The 15,942-nt window shown below is 64.9% G+C and carries 14 protein-coding genes; 8 read left to right on the top strand and 6 right to left on the bottom strand.

The window, feature by feature from the left end:
• The first annotated feature begins 175 nt into the window (after nucleotides 1-175).
• The 3 genes from ACIA48_RS04425 to ACIA48_RS04415 are packed head-to-tail and all read left to right on the top strand — an operon-like array spanning nucleotide 176 to nucleotide 4,664.
• Entirely contained in the window at nucleotides 176-997 is an 822-nt protein-coding gene (locus ACIA48_RS04425) for an FAD binding domain-containing protein (protein ID WP_396728508.1), read from the top strand.
• Nucleotides 994-3,702, top strand: a complete 2,709-nt coding sequence (locus ACIA48_RS04420) for a molybdopterin-dependent oxidoreductase (protein ID WP_396727973.1) — start codon at nucleotides 994-996, stop codon at nucleotides 3,700-3,702. The genes ACIA48_RS04425 and ACIA48_RS04420 overlap by 4 nt, the downstream gene beginning before the upstream one ends.
• Nucleotides 3,699-4,664: an antibiotic biosynthesis monooxygenase gene (locus ACIA48_RS04415; RefSeq protein ID WP_396727971.1), complete on the top strand. Its 966-nt coding sequence runs from the start codon at nucleotides 3,699-3,701 to the stop codon at nucleotides 4,662-4,664. The genes ACIA48_RS04420 and ACIA48_RS04415 overlap by 4 nt, the downstream gene beginning before the upstream one ends.
• Here the strand turns inward: ACIA48_RS04415 and ACIA48_RS04410 are convergent.
• Nucleotides 4,661-7,825, bottom strand: a complete 3,165-nt coding sequence (locus ACIA48_RS04410) for a multicopper oxidase family protein (protein ID WP_396727969.1) — start codon at nucleotides 7,823-7,825, stop codon at nucleotides 4,661-4,663. The genes ACIA48_RS04415 and ACIA48_RS04410 overlap by 4 nt on opposite strands.
• Nucleotides 7,826-7,873: 48 nt before the next feature.
• Entirely contained in the window at nucleotides 7,874-8,341 is a 468-nt protein-coding gene (locus ACIA48_RS04405; protein ID WP_396727967.1) for a nuclear transport factor 2 family protein, read from the bottom strand.
• 66 nt (nucleotides 8,342-8,407) lie between these two features.
• On the opposite strand from ACIA48_RS04405, the gene ACIA48_RS04400 reads away from it, so the two are divergent.
• On the top strand, nucleotides 8,408-9,088 hold the full coding sequence (locus tag ACIA48_RS04400; protein ID WP_396727965.1) for a GAP family protein: 681 nt from the start codon (nucleotides 8,408-8,410) through the stop codon (nucleotides 9,086-9,088).
• On the opposite strand, the gene ACIA48_RS04395 is transcribed toward ACIA48_RS04400, so the two are convergent.
• Complete coding sequence (locus ACIA48_RS04395) at nucleotides 9,083-9,721, bottom strand: TetR family transcriptional regulator (RefSeq protein WP_396727963.1); 639 nt, start codon at nucleotides 9,719-9,721, stop codon at nucleotides 9,083-9,085. The two genes, ACIA48_RS04400 and ACIA48_RS04395, sit on opposite strands and share 6 nt — an antisense overlap.
• 97 nt (nucleotides 9,722-9,818) lie before the next feature.
• On the opposite strand from ACIA48_RS04395, the gene ACIA48_RS04390 reads away from it, so the two are divergent.
• From ACIA48_RS04390 to ACIA48_RS04380, 3 genes are read left to right on the top strand one after another with little or no spacing between them, the layout of a single operon-like run.
• Nucleotides 9,819-10,829, top strand: a complete 1,011-nt coding sequence (locus ACIA48_RS04390) for an ABC transporter permease (RefSeq protein WP_396727961.1) — start codon at nucleotides 9,819-9,821, stop codon at nucleotides 10,827-10,829.
• Nucleotides 10,816-11,979: an FAD-binding oxidoreductase gene (locus ACIA48_RS04385; RefSeq protein ID WP_396727959.1), complete on the top strand. Its 1,164-nt coding sequence runs from the start codon at nucleotides 10,816-10,818 to the stop codon at nucleotides 11,977-11,979. The genes ACIA48_RS04390 and ACIA48_RS04385 overlap by 14 nt, the downstream gene beginning before the upstream one ends.
• Nucleotides 11,980-11,995: 16 nt before the next feature.
• Nucleotides 11,996-13,048 carry an NAD(P)-dependent alcohol dehydrogenase gene (locus tag ACIA48_RS04380; RefSeq protein ID WP_396727957.1) on the top strand — a complete coding sequence of 351 codons (1,053 nt, stop codon included), beginning with the start codon at nucleotides 11,996-11,998 and terminating at the stop codon, nucleotides 13,046-13,048.
• Here ACIA48_RS04380 and ACIA48_RS04375 read toward each other — a convergent pair.
• Nucleotides 13,045-13,476 carry a nuclear transport factor 2 family protein gene (locus ACIA48_RS04375; protein ID WP_396727955.1) on the bottom strand — a complete coding sequence of 144 codons (432 nt, stop codon included), beginning with the start codon at nucleotides 13,474-13,476 and terminating at the stop codon, nucleotides 13,045-13,047. The genes ACIA48_RS04380 and ACIA48_RS04375 overlap by 4 nt on opposite strands.
• On the opposite strand from ACIA48_RS04375, the gene ACIA48_RS04370 reads away from it, so the two are divergent.
• A complete protein-coding gene (locus ACIA48_RS04370; RefSeq protein ID WP_396727953.1) occupies nucleotides 13,475-14,377 on the top strand; it encodes an aldose 1-epimerase in 903 nt (300 codons plus the stop codon). The two genes, ACIA48_RS04375 and ACIA48_RS04370, sit on opposite strands and share 2 nt — an antisense overlap.
• On the opposite strand, the gene ACIA48_RS04365 is transcribed toward ACIA48_RS04370, so the two are convergent.
• Together ACIA48_RS04365 and dnaJ are read right to left on the bottom strand one after the other, a co-directional pair.
• Entirely contained in the window at nucleotides 14,374-14,739 is a 366-nt protein-coding gene (locus ACIA48_RS04365) for a heat shock protein transcriptional repressor HspR (RefSeq protein WP_396727951.1), read from the bottom strand. The two genes, ACIA48_RS04370 and ACIA48_RS04365, sit on opposite strands and share 4 nt — an antisense overlap.
• Nucleotides 14,739-15,920: a molecular chaperone DnaJ gene (dnaJ, locus tag ACIA48_RS04360; RefSeq protein WP_396727949.1), complete on the bottom strand. Its 1,182-nt coding sequence runs from the start codon at nucleotides 15,918-15,920 to the stop codon at nucleotides 14,739-14,741. Before dnaJ ends, ACIA48_RS04365 begins: the two co-directional genes overlap by 1 nt.
• Nucleotides 15,921-15,942 lie beyond the last annotated feature (22 nt).

Raw genomic sequence — 15,942 nt, 5'->3', positions numbered from 1 at the left:
CCCTTGAAATGCTTGTCGTGTTGTTCAACGTCGTCAAGGTTGAGTCTGTTCCGCTCAACTTTAACTTTTTTTCGGCAATATTCGCCAGACCCTCTTCCACTGGTCCAGCAACTAACCCTCACGTCCCTCTACGATGGCGGAATCCAACTCTGGCAAAGCCGCATGGGGGAAGCGTTTGGACCTCAACACCGTCACCGATGTGGTGCGCCAGCCGCTCGATCCGCCGGGTGCACAGTGGCGCGCCGGCGACGCCTTCCTCGCGGGCGGCACGTGGCTTTTCTCCGATCAGCAACCGGATCTGCGGCGACTGATCGACCTGGCGCCACTGGGTTGGGACACCCTCACGGTCGACGACTCCGGGCTCGAGATCGGCGCCACGTGCCCGATTCGCGACCTCTACGCACTGCAGGCGCCCGACCACTGGCCCGCCGCGTCGCTGTTCACGATCAGCTGTGAGGCGTTCCTGGCCTCCTTCAAGGTGTGGAACGCCGCGACGGTCGGCGGCAACATCTGTATGTCGCTGCCCGCGGGCCCGATGATCACGATGACGGTCGCGCTGGAGGCCGCCTACACCCTGCGCGCTCCCGACGGCTCCGAGCGCATCATCGACGCGAGCGACTTCGTCACCGGGAACAACGCCAACGTTCTGGCGCCCGGCGAGGTGCTGCGGAAGGTCGACATCCCGGCGAGCGCACTGCGAAAAAGGCATACCCACCGACGGTTCACCCTCACCAAGCTCGGCCGTTCGACGATCTTCATGATCGCGACGCAGGAGACCGACGATCTCCTGCTGACGATCACCGCGGGCACCACCCGACCGGTTCGCATGAGCTTCGATTCGATGCCGGACGCGAACGCGCTGGCGCAGCGTATCGACGAACTGCCCGGCGAGCTCTGGTTCGACGACCCCAACGGCAGTCCGGACCACCGGCGCCACCTCGCCACGCACTACGCCGAGGAGATCCGCGCCGAGCTCACCGCGCAGGTGGCGTCGTGACCTACACCGTCAACGGCAAGACCTTCGACGAACAGCCACGGCCGGGCCAGTGTCTGCGCACCTTCGTGCGCTCGCTGGGGTGTCACGGCGTCAAGAAAGGTTGCGACGCAGGCGATTGCGGCGCCTGTACGGTGTGGCTCGACGGAGATCCCGTGCACAGCTGCATCACCCCCGCTTTTCGCGCCGAGGGTCGCGAGGTCACGACCATCGAAGGGCTCGGCACACCAGAGAAGCTGCATCCGATGCAGCAGCAGTTCCTCGACGGCCCTAGCTTCCAGTGTGGTTTCTGCACCGCGGGAATGATCATGACGTCGGCGACCTTCACCGACGAGCAGAAGCGGGACCTGCCGCGGGCTCTGAAGGGAAACCTCTGCCGCTGCACCGGATACCGAGCCATCGAGGACGCGATCAGCGGTGTAAAGGGAGTCGAGGACGCGGCACCCGGTCAGGCGATCGGCGCCAACGTCGTGGCGCCGGGTGCCACCGGCGTGGTCAACGGGACGGTCGAGTTCACCATGGATACCGACATGCCGGGGATGCTGCACCTCAAGGTGCTGCACTCCCCGCACGCCCACGCGCGCATCGTCTCCATCGACACGTCGGCGGCACTCGAGGTCCCCGGCGTGCAGCGGGTGTACACGTGGAAGGACGTCCCCCGCAAGCGTTTCAGCACAGCCATCCACACCGATCATCTGGTAGATCCCGACGACACCTACATGCTCGACAACGTCATGCGGTTCGTGGGTCAGCGGGTGGTGGCGGTGGTCGCCGACTCCGTCGGTGCCGCCGAGGAGGGTTGCCGCAGGGTCGCGGTGGAATACGAGATCCTGCCCGCGGTCTTCGACCCCGAGGAGGCGATGGCCGACGGCGCACCCCAATTACACTGCTACGACGACCCGTTCGCGCACGACAAGGCGCGCAACATCTTGCTGGAGCTGCACGGCGAGGTAGGCGACGTCGCGGCCGGATTCGCCGCGGCCGACGTAATCCACGAGGGCACGTACTTCTCACCCCGCGTCCAGCATGCCCACCTCGAGACGCACGGTTCGATCGCCTGGATGGACGACGGCCGGTTGCACGTGCGCACCAGTTCGCAGTCGCCGTCGGTCGCGAAACTCAAGCTCTCCCACCTGTTCAACCTTCGGCCCGACGAGCTGAGGGTGTTCTGTAAGAGGGTCGGCGGCGGGTTCGGCGGCAAGCAGGAAGTCATTTCCGAAGACCTTGTGTCGCTGGCGGCGCTGGATCTCGGCAGGCCCGTCTGCTGGGAATACACCCGAGAGGAGGCATTCACGACGGCCTCACCGCGTCACCCGATGAAAGTCACCGTGAAGCTCGGCGCGAAGGACGACGGCACGCTGACGGCCGTCCAGTTCCGCAACGTCTCCAACACCGGGGCCTACGGCAACCACGGCGGCGAGACGCTGTTTGCCGGCGGCGCCGCCCTCATGCAATACCGCTGTCCCAATAAGAAATTCGACGGCTACTCGGCGTACACGAACACCGTGCCCAGCGGTGCGCTACGCGGATACGGCATGACCCAGCCCTCGTTCGCGGTGGAGTCCGCGATGACCGAGTTGGCGATCGCACTGCACATCGATCCGCTGGAACTGCGTCGCCGCAACGTCATCCAGCCGGGTGATGCTTTGGTGGCGATCGGTGAACATCCCGAAGATGTGACGTTCACCGAGGACGGCCTGACCGCCTGTATCGACCTGGTCGACGAGGCACTGCGTCGCAGACCCGAATCGCAGGACCTAGGGCCGGATTGGCTGCTCGGTAATGGGACAGCAAGTTCCATCCACGAAACCGCCCCGCCAACCGACCATGTGTCCGAGGCCTGGGCCACCCTGCGCGACGATGGAAGCTACGAGATCGCGGTGGGAACGGTCGAATTCGGCGAGGGTACCTCCACGGCGCATGTGCAGATCGCAGCGAGCGTGCTCGGCACCACCACATCTCGGATCCACCTCGTGCAATCCGACACCGACAGGACGGGTTTCGACACCGGCGCGTTCGCGAGCGCGGGCCTGTTCGTCTCGGGCAACGCCGTGCAGAAGGCGGCGACCGCGCTGCGTGACAGCATCCTGCAGTTCGCCGCTCGTCATGTCGGCGTCGATGTCGGGTCCTGTTCGATGGACGACGACGGGGTGTCGTGTGGCGATACCAGGCTGACGCTGACCGACGTGTTGGATGCTGCCCGGGCACGCGGGAGGCGGTTCACCGTGGCTCGCAAGGCCTATGGCTCGCCGCGCAGCGTGACATCCAACGCGCACGGCTTCCGTATCGCCGTCCATCGCGTCACCGGCGAGATCCGCATTCTGTACAGCGTGCACGCCACCGATCCGGGAGTCGTGATAAATCCGCAGCAGGTCCGCGGACAGATCGAGGGCGGCGTGGCGCAGGCGATCGGCTTCGCACTCACCGAGAACTTCCGTGTCGACGAGAACGGGGTGATGGTCAATCCGAACCTGCGCAACTACCGCATCCCTACCTACGCCGACATTCCGCGCACCGATGTGCTGCTCGTCGAAACCCATGATTCGGTCGGACCGATGAGGGCGAAGGGCATTGCCGAGTCGAACGTCAACCCGGTGGCACCGGCATTGGCCAACGCGCTCCACGACGCCACCGGCGTCCGGTACCGCGAGCTGCCGTTCACCCCGGATCGCATTTATCGTCGCCTGATCGAAGGGACACGACCATGACCGGGACCGCTGACACCTCGGCCACGGTCATCATCGGTCAGCGCGTACGGCCTGGACGAGAACAGGCTTTCGAGGCATGGCAGTTGAACATGAACCGTGAGGCCGCCAAGTATCCGGGCTTCATCGGGGCAGAGATCAATCGGCCCACCGCGGTCCAGAGCGACTGGGTCAACGTGTACCGGTTCGACTCGATCGCCCATGTTCAGGCGTGGCTCAACAGCGCCACCCGCCAGGAGCTGCTGCTCGATGCGGAACAGTATTTCGAAGGACCGGGAACCCAACAGATCGTCGGCGGCGGTGGCCGGCGGACGGACCCACTGGTGACCGTCGTGGTGACCCATCGGGTCGATCCGGCCGACGTCGACGAGTTCTTGGCCTGGCAAGAGCGACTTCGGTTGGCGGAAAACGCATTTCCGGGCTTTCGTGGTACAGAGCTGTTCCGTCCGGTGGAAGGCGCCCAGGAGGAGTGGACGGCGCTGTATCGCTACAGCACCGCCGACGATCTCGATCGCTGGCTGATTTCGAACGAGCGTAAGGAACTTCTCGCCGAGGGTGAGAAGTTCAAAGACTACCAATCCCGGACGGTCGACAACTCATTCGGCAACTGGTTCGCCTTCGACGACAAGGGTGCCGAAGCGCCTCCTCCGTCGAACTTCAAGTCGTCTGTCGCCGTGTGGGTCGGTGTCTACCCCGCTGTGGTGTTGATCACCCTGGCGCTGTGGCCGTTGAGGTTGCCGATGTGGATCAACCTGTTGATCGGAAACCTGTTGTCCAGCTTGGCACTCAGTTACTTCGTGATGCCGCATTTTGTCAATCCGCTGCTCAAGAACTGGCTGCGGCCGCCGCCCGATGTTTCCGTCACCATTTCCAACTGGCGTGGATTCGCACTTGTCTTCGCCGTTATGACGATCTTGAGCACGGTCTTCTACATCCTGACGCGAGTGGTTCTACATCTGCACTAGCGTCCGGCGAGTGGAGCCGTTCCGGTCGACACCTTCGGCAGCGTGGTGAGCAACTTCGGTACCACGGTCGTCGCGTCCGGCACCGAACGCTCGAAGCCGTATTTGCGGACCTCCTGACCGCCGGGAGCCGTCCCTGCCACGATCAGATCTGCTCCGTAGACCGTGCTGCTCGTCGCAACCGTAGCGCCGCCGGGAAACGGTGCGAAAGAAGCGATCTCAGCATACTCGATGTTCTCCTCGTGATGGTTCGGGCTCTCCAGGTACATGCTCGGCTGTCCGTCGAGCTTCGACCCCGTCGACCACACCCGCACCGTGCCTGGCCCAGCGAGCTGGCTGGTGATGATGCTCATGGCACCGCCTTCGCCGCCCGCGACCCAACCCGTGGACAACGCGACCCCGTCCTTGTAGTTCTCGTCGTAGGCAAGGAAGTTCGACGTCATCTTCGGCTCATTGGGTTTGGCGGCGTGCTCGGTGGCGGTGCCGTCGGCCTGAGACCGTGCGGTCGGCGTATAAAGGTCCCACCGGAATGACTTGATCAGGGGTGCCTCCCCGGGACCCGGCGCGGTCACGATCGTCTCGCGACCCGAACCGAATTCGACCATTCCGGTGGCCAGCGTGACCCCGGCCTGCGATCCGGGATAGGGCGTGAACGCGGAAAACACGTCGGGCTCCTTGCCCGCCTCGGACGGAAGTTTCGAGGTATACACCTTAACCTGCGATTCCGTTCCCGGCCCCGTGCCGACAATGATGTTGTCGGCCAGCGAATTTCCGTCGATGTCGGCTCCCGCGACCGTAACACCGCCCTTGAACTCGGACTCGAACGGGGCGAATCGCGTGATCTCGGTCTTAAACAGCCCGAGGTTGGTGTCGTTGCCGTCGTACACGACCACCTCAGGTGATGCGTCCTTACCGGTGCCCGCGACCAGATCGAGAATCATGTCGCCGTTCACGTCGGCCATCGCCACCGACGGCGTGCCCTCGAAGTCCGGGAATGGGACTACGGTCTGTAATACCTTGTCGCCGTTGCCATCCCGGATCTGAACCGAAGCCGGCCTACCGCCCGATCCGGGTATCGCCACGGCGTACGTCGACACCTCGGGAATGACGTTGATGGTGGCCATCAGACCGTTGTCCTCGTGGTTGAGTCGATGGCAGTGGATCACATAGGTTCCGGCGAACTCCAGGAACTCCTGGCGTAGGGTCAACGTCGCCGGCGTGCTCACGACGTGCTGATCGTTGAAAATCGGTGCGGGGACGTTGACGTTGTCGAGGCCCCACGGCTGCACGCCTGTCTTGCCCCGGTTCGGATCGTCAATCGACATCACCTGAAAGTCGTTGACGTGGATGTGCATTGGATGCGCATCGTTGTTCATGTTGATGATCTTCCATTCCTCAACCGAGTTGAGGCGTGGCTGAATCAGCGAGACGTTCGGAAATCCGGCGGGTTTGAACTGGTAGATGACGGCCTTCGGGTCGTTGTTGCTCGCGATGTTGCCACCGATGGTATCGGTGATCGTCATCTCGCGGGTGACGGCAGGGGTCATGACAGACGTGTCCACGAACGAGGTGTACGCGTCGAGGTTCTGGCCCGGCTCGAAGGCCGTCGTCTTCCCTTCACCACTGGTGTCCTGTGTGGCGCGAATCAGCGTTTGGGTCGGGAATACGAAGAAGCCGTCGGCGAAGGCCATGTACTTAGGGTCGACGGTGAGGGTGCCCAGCACGGCTGGCGGGTTCTCGGTGCCGTTGTTGGTATACAGCACACCGGGATTCACGAGTGGCTTGGCATTGGGGTCCGGCGGGAACTCCAGAACCAGGTCGCCTTCCTTCGGCATCGTGACCGCGATCGCGTAACGCGACCCGGGGGGCACGCTCAGCGTGGTTCCGTCACCGTAGACCGGCCTGCCGACCTGGGTGTAAGGATTGCCATCCTGTCCGACGATCGCGAACTTTGGATGGTTACCGGTCGCCGTCTCGGTCAATCGCAGTGTCATGTAAGCGATGTCGCTGATGTTGGCGACCGTCCAGATCTCCGTCTGGCCGGGCTTGATCTTCAGCTCAGGCTGGAACTGGCCGTTGATGGTGAACTGCACATCGCGCTGATTCTCCGGCAGGTCAGGGTTCTCGGCGACCTTGGTCGTCGGGCTGTCGAACTTCATCAGGTTCGAGGGGATGAACTGGGTCTGGCCCCGATTGTTCTTCGGCGACAGCGGTCCGGACCACCACGGTGTCAGATACTGGGCGCCCATGGTGGTTTCGGCGATGTTCACCGGTGCCAGGCTGGGCTGGTACGTACCGTCGGCGAGTTCGTCGCCTTCGGGCGGTTGGAGGGTACTCGCCCACTGTGGCCAGCTGTAGTTGTTGAGCTGGTGCCCCTTGCCGATGCGGTCGAACACGTAGTTGTACTGAATCGCCATGGTGCGGATGGGAATATCGTTCTGTGTGACCAGTGGCAGATTGCCGTCGGGACGGCCGATTTCCAACAGACCGGCCAATCCGGCGTACGTCTGCTGCGCCGTCATTGTGTGCCGGTGGCTGTGGTACCAGTACAGCCCATTGGGCATGTTCGTGGGCACGTCGTAGGTGAAGGTGTTGCCCATCCCGGCCGGAATCGACAACAGCACGTTGTCGGCGTTGCCCGACGGGCTGATGTGCAGACCGTGGGTGTGCAGGTTCAGCGGGGACTCTTTGAGAGGTGGCGGATAGAGCGGCACCTCGCCGCCCTTGGGAGTCATGGCGGGGTCGTAGAAATCCTCGATTGTCAGATTCTCAAGGTCGTTGTCGTAGTGGACGATCAGCTTCTCGCCGGGGTCGACCCGCAATGTCGGCGCGGGATAGAGGTTGTCACCCTTCGTCGATCCGTCCGACGCCGTTCCTTTGATGAGGTCGTAGGAGAAGATCAGGAAATTGGTCACCGGCTCGGAGACCGTGTCGAGGTTGACGGTGCCCTGATGCGCCGACAGCCGAACCTCGAGTACGCCGTCCTTGCTGGAGAGCCGCACGGGTTCCTTGAACGGGGCGGGCTTGCCGTCGAGCCCCGCGTTCACTCCGGCCTGCGGCGCGGGCGCCTCCTTCTCACGCGAGCACGCCGCCGTCATCGCGGCGATCAACGTGACGACCAAAAATAGGCCAACGAGTACGCGAAAACGGGGGCGCCGCGGCATGCGCAGATGCTAACGGCAAATTTGCTGGAATGTGCCCGACCCGGCACCTCAGGTGGCGGTCTCCTGTGCGGACAGCGCCATCCACTGGCCGTTCTGCAACTCGAAGACATCGGTGAATCGCTCGACAGCCATCACCTGGCCGTCCTGGAGCAACGTGTTGACCCCGTGGATCACCGCGGTGTTGCCCGAGATGTCGACGATCTGATCGGACGGGTTCATCGTGAACGGCAGCGGCGTCGTGCCGGCGATCTCCTCGGCCCGAGTGATCAGCCGGCCTTCGGAGTTGACGTGTTTGAAGGTCGGGCTCAGGATCGCCTCGATGGTTGCGACGTCGCCGGCGGTGATTGCCGTCAGCCAACGCACCTCCTGGCGGAGCACATCGGCGCACGGCCCCATCTCGAGCGGCAGCGGAGCCCCCGTCGCCGCGTCGAAGCAGGTGTTGGCGGCACTGGCCGACGCGGGTGCATACAGAGCGAGGGCCGAAAAAGCGATCAAAAGCGTCAGCCATCGCTTCATAAGAACAGTCCCCTTCATCAATGATTGCTAGGTTGCTTGTCGAATGATGCGACGAAAGGACGAGCATTGGCGGGCGATTGGGGATCAGTGCTCGTCGAGCTCATACCGCTGGCGCTCGTCGTCGCACTCTCACCGGTATCGATCATCCCCGCGGTACTCGTGCTACAGACGCCCCGTCCACGACCGGCGGGATTGGCATTCCTCGCGGGTTGGCTAATCGGACTTGCCGCGCTGACGACCATCTTCCTGCAAGTGTCGGGGCTCGCCGGCGGCCACCACGGTAAGCCTCCGAGCTGGGCATCCTGGCTGCGCATCACGGTGGGGGCGGCCCTAATCGTGTGGGGTGTCTACAAGTGGCTCAACCGCAACAAGTCCGAACACAGCCCCAAGTGGATGCGGAGCATGTCCAAGCTGACACCGGCACGTGCGGGGGTGACAGGACTCGCGCTCACGGTCATCAATCCGAAGGTGCTGTTCATCTGTGCCGCAGCGGGTTTGGCGATCGGTACGACGAGGCTGGATGGCACCCGGCTCTATCTCGCCGTGCTTTGGTACGTCATGGTCGCGGCTTCAACAGTTGCGCTGCCGATCCTCGCCTACGCCGTATCGGGCGACCGCCTCGATCCGCTTCTGGTACGGGTCAGGGACTGGATGGACCGCCAGCACGCCGTGCTCATCGCGGCGATCCTGGTCGTGATCGGTCTGCTGGTGCTGTACAAGGGAATTCACGGCCTGGGCCTCTTATAGCGCGGGCAATCCCAACTCGTCGGCGTCGGCGGTCAAGTAGCGGGTAACCGTCGGCGCGATCAGCCGGACCACATCGTCGTCGGGCAAGGTCGCCAATGGCGCCACCCTCATGACGTAACGCAGCACCGCCGCCCCGACGAGTTGACTCGCTGCGAGCATCGAGCGCAGCCTGGCCTGTTCCCCGCCACCGAGCACGCCAGACACCGCTGTCAGCACATAGTTCTGCATGAAGGCGCGGAATGCGTCATGGGCATCGGAGTTGGACGTGGCCGACTGCAACATCGCGACCATGCTGGGACCGGTGTCGGGAGCCTCCCAGATCCGCAGGTACGTCCGCACCATGCGGGTGCCGATATCAGGATCCTCGTCGGGACCGCCGGTCAGCGCGGCGACAAGCACAGCCGGATCGATGATGAGCCGGAGCGCCTCGCGGAACAAATCGGCCTTCGAGCCGAACAGGTACAGCACCATCGACGGATCGACGTGGGCGTCGTCGGCGATCGACCGCAGCGTCGTCTTCTCGTATCCCTCTGCGGCGAACCGCACCTTCGCCGCCGCCAGCACAGCCTCGCGCGACACCGGATCTCCCTGGCGTCTTCCCCGACGCTTCGTCGTTTTAGCTGGTGAAGGCATATAACGACAGTAGCATTTCACTGACTGTTGAAATTCACGCCGACCCGGGATACGCTTTCGTCGGCATTAATTCAACGATTAGTGAAAAGAGCGTTCAATGAGCACCGAGACACTGCCCCGGCACACCCATCACGCATCAGCCGGGCACGAACCTCCGGCGGCGCTCCGGGCTACCGGCATCGTCGTGGCGCTCACTGTCGCGCTGGCGATCATCGCGATCGCGTTCGCGCTGCCCGCCGCCCGGACCGCACCGCACGACGTGCCCATCGGCATCGCCGGCCCGCAGGCGGCCAGCGGCCAGATCTCCGCAGCCCTGGAGAAGCAGGCACCGGGCGCCTTCGCTATCACCTACTACCCGGGCGAGGCCGCACTGCGGGACGCGATCCACAATCGCGACGTCTACGGCGGTATCGCTTTCGGCCCCGACGGACAACGCTTGCTGATCGCCACTGGCGGGAGCCCGATGGTCGCGCAGCTGCTGACGCAGATCGGCAATGGCATCGCCCAGCAGGCCGGGGTACCGATACACACCGAGGACCTCGCACCGCCGACGACCGACGATCCACGCGGCGTCGGACTGGCCGCATCCGCGCTGCCGATCACCCTGGCCGGACTACTGCCTGCCATCGCCTTGTTGTCAATGCTCAAGCGTGAGGTGTGGACCCGGTTCACCGCCACGGTGGTCTTCTCGGGGGTGGCGGGCGTGTCGGTCGCTGCACTGCTCAAGTACGTGTTCGGCTCCGTCGATGCAAACTTCTGGGGCGTCGCCGCCGGACTCTCGCTGGGAGTGATGGCGATGGCCTTGTTCATCCTTGGGCTCGGCTCGCTGTTCGGCCGGGTCGGCCTGGCGCTGGGAGCGTTGTTGGCGCTGCTGCTGGGCAACCCGCTATCGGGGCTGAACAGCGCACCGGAGATGCTGCCCGCCGGCTGGGGCCAATTGGGGCAATGGTTGCCGCAGGGTGCCAATGCCACACTGCTGCGGTCGACGGCGTTCTTCGAGGGAGCAGGCGGAGCGCTGCCGATCGTGGTGCTGACCTGCTGGTCGCTGCTCGGTGTGGCGCTCGTCGTGGTGGCAGCGCTTACTATCGAACGGCGTGGGACTCGATGATCGGGACGCGCTGCGCATATTGCGCGACACCGTCGACCCCGCACTCGGCTCCGACGCACTGATCCGTCGCTTCTACACGCGCTGGTTCGCCATCGACATGTCGGTCCGCGACCTGTTCCCCCCGGACATGACGGCTCAACGCAGCGCCTTCGCCAAGGCGGTGACGTGGCTGTTCGGTGAACTCGTCGAGCAGCGGGCCCAGGAGCCGGTGGCGTTCCTCGCGCAGCTGGGCCGCGACCATCGCAAATACGGTGTGACACAACGGCATTACGACAGCCTGCAGGATGCCCTGCTGACGACGCTTCGCACTCAACTGATCGAACAGTGGGACGACCGGCTCGCCGAGGCCACCAGCGACGCGGTCGCGTTGCTCGTCGGGGTGATGCGAGGCGCCGCGGACGCCGAGAAGGGTCCGCCCTACTGCGACGGCACGGTGATCGAACTCATCCGCGCTACCAGGGACGTCTCGGTGATCCGGCTGCAACTGGACCGTCCGCTCTATTACCACCCGGGCCAGTACGTCACCGTCCAGGTGCCGCAGTGGCCGCGGCGGTGGCGCTACCTGAGCCCGTCCATTCCCGCCGACCGCGGAGGCGGTATCGAGTTCCATGTCCGTTCGGTGCCCGGCGGCATGGTGAGCCCGGCGATCGTCGGCGAGACCAGACCGGGCGACCGGTGGCGGGTGTCGAACCCGCACGGCGCGATGCACATCGACCGCGACGGCGGCGACGTGCTGATGGTGGCGGGCGGCACCGGCCTGGCGCCGCTGCGGACGCTGATCATGGATCTCACACGTAAGGCCGTCAACCCGCGAGTCCACCTGTTCTTCGGCGCCCGCTATCCATGCGATCTCTATGATCTGAAAACGCTGTGGCAGGTCGCGTCACAGAACCCGTGGCTGTCGGTGACGCCGGTGTCGGAGTACAGCACCGATCCGCCGTGGGCCACCGATTTCCCCGATGTGGCGCCCCCGCGCGGTCTGCACGTCCGCCAAACGGGAACGCTGCCCGAGGTCGTCACCAGGTACGGCGGTTGGGGCGACCGACAGATCCTCATCTGCGGTAGCCCGGAGATGGTCGCCGCCACCAAGGCGGCATTGCTCGCCAAAGGTGCTCCGGCCGAACGGATCCAGCACGATCCGCTCGCCTGACCCCTAATATGTGATCATGATGCGCGCGGCACGGATGCACGGATACAAGCAACCTCTGCGGCTCGAAGAGATCCCGATCCCCGACATCGGGCCGGGCGAGGTCCTCGTCAAGGTGGGCGGTGCGGGCATGTGCCGCACGGACTTTCAGCTCATCGACGGGTACTTCGGCACCGATATGCCGATGCCCGCAACCCCGGGACACGAGATCGCCGGAACGATCGACCGGGTCGGTGCGGGCGTGCCCGCGGCGGCCGGGCTGTCGGAGGGCGACCCGGTGGTGGTGTTCGGCCCGCTCGGTGACGGCTCGTGCCGCCAGTGCCACCGCGGCAACGAACACATCTGCAACCAGGGTCACTGGATCGGTTTCGGACCGCACGGCGGTTATCAGGAGTACGTGCCCGTCGCCTACCAACAGCTGATAAAGGTCAGCGGCAACCTGTCGCCGCTGTCGCTGGCGCCGCTAACCGACGCGGGCCTCACGCCGTACCGGGGTTTGAAGAAGCTGCGCGCCGCCGGAGTCCTCGGTCCCGGCACGGTGCTCGCGGTAATGGGCATCGGCGGCCTCGGCGCCTACGGCGTGCAGTACGCGAAGCTGCTCGGAGCGGGTGCGACCGTCGTCGCGCTCGCCCGGAATCCCGAAAAGCTGGCGCTGGCAACGGAAAACGGTGCCGACCACACCATCAATATCCGGGACAAGTCCGACGATCAGGTGCGCGACGCGCTCGAAGAGGCCACCGGCAAGCGTGAGTTCGACGCGGTGATCGAATGCGCGGGTGCCGAGGAGAGCATCCGGTTGGCCTTCTCACTGCTGGCGACCGAGGGTGCTGTTGCGTCGGTCGGACTGGTGGGCAACCGGGTGGACATCTCGCTGTTCCCGTTGGTCAGCCGGGAGTACACACTGTTCGGGTCGTTCTGGGGCAACTACACCGACCTGACCGAGGTGGTCGCGCTCGCCGAGGCGGGCAAGATCAAGGACTCGGTCACGCAAGTCAACTTCGAGGACGTCAACGACCATCTCGATGCGCTGGGCCGCGGCGACTTCGTCGGGCGCGCGGTCATCGTCTACTAGACGGGTACCCGCCGCCACAGTTCGTCGAAGGCGATGCTGTCGAAGAACGCGGTGCCCTTGACGATTCGGTCGCCCGCGAACGTCAGATACCACGTATAGGTGTTGCGGTAGGGCACGCCGTCACGGGCGGTGGCTTTGCCGTCGAAGAACACGATGACGGTGTCCCCGTCGGCATAGATCTCGCGGACCGTCGGCTTCAGCGGGACGGACAAGCGCTCGTTGAACTGTCGGATGACGTTGCTCAGGAAGTCCTGCTTGCCGTGGTACACCCGCGACGCCACCGAATTGCCGACGACCTCCCATGTGACGTCGTCGGCGATCGCTGCGAGCGGGCTCCCGGTGCCGTTGGCCCACGCCTCGAATCCCGAGCGCACCGCCTCGAGGTTGCGCGTCTCGCGGTCGTCGTGCATGGCAGGATCGTAAGTCATGCCGAAATTCGAGCCCGTCATTCTTCGCGATCCGTCGTCCGCCCTAACGGGCACCTTCGTACCGGCGGCCGGCCTCATCGGCACCTCACTCGCCGACGGCGACGACGAGTTCCTCGGCCAGCGTCGCGGGCTGGAGGCCTACGTCAGCGCGGGCAAGACGATGGGCATTCCGATCCTGTATCCGTGGGCAAACCGGTTGAGCGCCAGCGAGTATGAGAGCGACGGCATCGCCGTCACCCTGACCCCCGGCAAGGGCGGCGTCCGCGCCGACGACCACGGCCTGCCCATCCACGGAGTGCTCGCCGCCTACCCGGGTTGGGACGTCACGGCGCAGTCCGAGAACACGCTGGCGGCAACCGTCGACTTCGGAGCGAGCCCGGAATTGCTCGCGGCGTTCCCGTTCCCTCATGTGCTCACGCAGAGCATCACGCTCGCCGACCGCACACTCACGATCGAGACCACTGTGACGCCGACAGCGTCGGCTCCGGTGCCGCTGTGTTTCGGTTATCACCCGTACTTCACGATTCCGCGTGTGCCACGCGACCAATGGCGGCTCACCACACCGGAGATGCGGCATCTGCCGGTGGATGACCGCGGCATCCCGAACGGGGAGCACGAAGACTGGACGGGCGGTGCCCAGTCGTTGGAGTCCGTGACATACGACGACGGCTTCGACGAGGTACCCGCCGGCGCGATGTTCTCGCTTGCCGGCGGCGACCGTCGGGTCGATGTCACGTTCGAGGCGGGTTACCCGGCCGCGCAACTGTTCGCTCCCGGCACGGACAGCCTGGTCGCGATCGAGCCGATGGCCGCGCCGACCGACGCGCTGCGCCGTGGTGACTACCGCAGCGCGCTGCCCGGACAGCCGGCGACGCTGCGGTTCTCCGTCAAAGTCACCTAGCGCTTGTTGCGCGGCTGCCAGACCACCAGGGCTGTGCTTTTGGACCTGGGTTGTGAACGCAGTTCGTCGATCTCGCGCGCCATCTCCTGCAGGCGAGCCTGCAACGCCTCGACCTGATTGGTCAGCTCGATGATCCGCTTGATGCCCGCGAGATTGACGCCCTCGTCCTGCGACAGGCGCTGAACCTCACGGAGCAGATCGACGTCGTGCTGCGAGTAACGCCTACCGCCGCCGGAGGTGCGCTCCGGGCTGACCAGCCCGAGCCGGTCGTACGTGCGCAGTGTCTGCGCATGCATACCGGCCAACTCCGCGGCGACCGAGATCAGGAAGGTCCGCGCTTCGTTGTTGGCTCGCTTGCTCATCACGCACCGGCCCAGTTCGCTCTCGGGTCGAATCCGCTGGCCCGTTCGGCTTTCGCGTAGGCCTCCAACGCTTCAGCGGCCTCGCCCTCGACGTCCGGCGGCACCGCCACCTTGACGGTGACGAGCAGGTCGCCGTGACCACCGGAACGCTTCGGAACACCTCGGCCGCGCACCCGCAGGATGCGGCCGTCCGAGGTGCCCTTGGGCACGCGGACACCGACCTTGCCTTCCAGCGTGGGCACCGAAAGCGTTGTCCCGAGCGCCAATTCGTGGAAGCTGACCGGAACGCTGACCGTAAGGTCGTCGCCGTTGCGGCCGAACACCGTGTCCGGTTTGACGTGCACGGTCACGTACAGGTCACCCGAGGGAGCGCCACGCAGCCCGGCTTCGCCCTGGCCGGCCAGCCTGATGCGCTGACCGTCCTCGACGCCCGGTGGGATCCGCACGTTGATCGTGCGGGTCCTGGTGGTCACACCGGTGCCCTGACATTCGTCGCACGGGTGCTCGATGATCGAACCGCTGCCCCGGCACTCGGTGCATGGTTCGGAAAATCCGAACGCGCCCTGGTTGCGGTTGATGACACCGGACCCGTTGCAGTTCGGGCACACCTTCGGGCTGGTACCCGGCCGTGCCCCACTGCCGTGGCAGTTCGTGCACGGTGCGGGACTGGTGAGCCGCAACGGCATCATCACGCCCTTGGTGGCCTCCAGGAACGACAACTCGGTCTCGGTCTCGAGATCGTTGCCGCGCCGTGGCCGGCTCGGTCGCGGCTGTTGTGCCCCGCGCCCGAACAATCCGCCGAACAGATCGCCGATGTTGGCACCGCCGGTCTGGCCGGCCGCATCGAACAGATCGTTCAGATTGAACTCGCCACCTTCGGTGCTGAACCCACCGAAGTTTCCGCCACCTCCGCCACCGAAGCGACCACGACCGAACCCGCCGTTCGCGAAAAGCCTTCGCGTCTCGTCGTATTCCTTGCGCTTGGCCGGATCCGAGAGAACTTCCTTGGCTTCAGACACGGCCTTGTACCGGTCTTCGGCCGCCTGGTTGCCGGGGTTGCGGTCGGGATGGTTCTGCGCGAGCAGCTTTCGGGCCGCCCGCTTGATGTCCTGTTCGCTGGCATCGGAGGCGACGCCGAGCTCCTTGTAGAAGTCCTTTTCGACCCATTCACGCTGGGCCATACCGCGTCACCTCCTTACGGGG

Origin of the sequence: Mycobacterium sp. NPDC051804 (assembly GCF_044452905.1) — a bacterium.
GTDB lineage: Bacteria > Actinomycetota > Actinomycetes > Mycobacteriales > Mycobacteriaceae > Mycobacterium.
The sequence above is the reverse complement of the archived record's forward strand: the minus strand, read 5'-3'. Positions and strand labels throughout refer to the sequence as shown.

Excerpts from the sequence above, each read along its gene's own strand:
- dnaJ (WP_396727949.1), bottom strand. The coding sequence starts at position 15,920 with ATGGCCCAGCGTGAATGGGTCGAAAAGGACTTCTACAAGGAGCTCGGC.
- ACIA48_RS04375 (WP_396727955.1), bottom strand. The coding sequence starts at position 13,476 with ATGACTTACGATCCTGCCATGCACGACGACCGCGAGACGCGCAACCTC.
- ACIA48_RS04410 (WP_396727969.1), bottom strand. The coding sequence starts at position 7,825 with ATGCCGCGGCGCCCCCGTTTTCGCGTACTCGTTGGCCTATTTTTGGTC.
- ACIA48_RS04380 (WP_396727957.1), top strand. The coding sequence starts at position 11,996 with ATGATGCGCGCGGCACGGATGCACGGATACAAGCAACCTCTGCGGCTC.
- ACIA48_RS04405 (WP_396727967.1), bottom strand. The coding sequence starts at position 8,341 with ATGAAGCGATGGCTGACGCTTTTGATCGCTTTTTCGGCCCTCGCTCTG.
- ACIA48_RS04395 (WP_396727963.1), bottom strand. The coding sequence starts at position 9,721 with ATGCCTTCACCAGCTAAAACGACGAAGCGTCGGGGAAGACGCCAGGGA.
- ACIA48_RS04390 (WP_396727961.1), top strand. The coding sequence starts at position 9,819 with ATGAGCACCGAGACACTGCCCCGGCACACCCATCACGCATCAGCCGGG.
- ACIA48_RS04415 (WP_396727971.1), top strand. The coding sequence starts at position 3,699 with ATGACCGGGACCGCTGACACCTCGGCCACGGTCATCATCGGTCAGCGC.
- ACIA48_RS04370 (WP_396727953.1), top strand. The coding sequence starts at position 13,475 with ATGCCGAAATTCGAGCCCGTCATTCTTCGCGATCCGTCGTCCGCCCTA.
- ACIA48_RS04365 (WP_396727951.1), bottom strand. The coding sequence starts at position 14,739 with ATGAGCAAGCGAGCCAACAACGAAGCGCGGACCTTCCTGATCTCGGTC.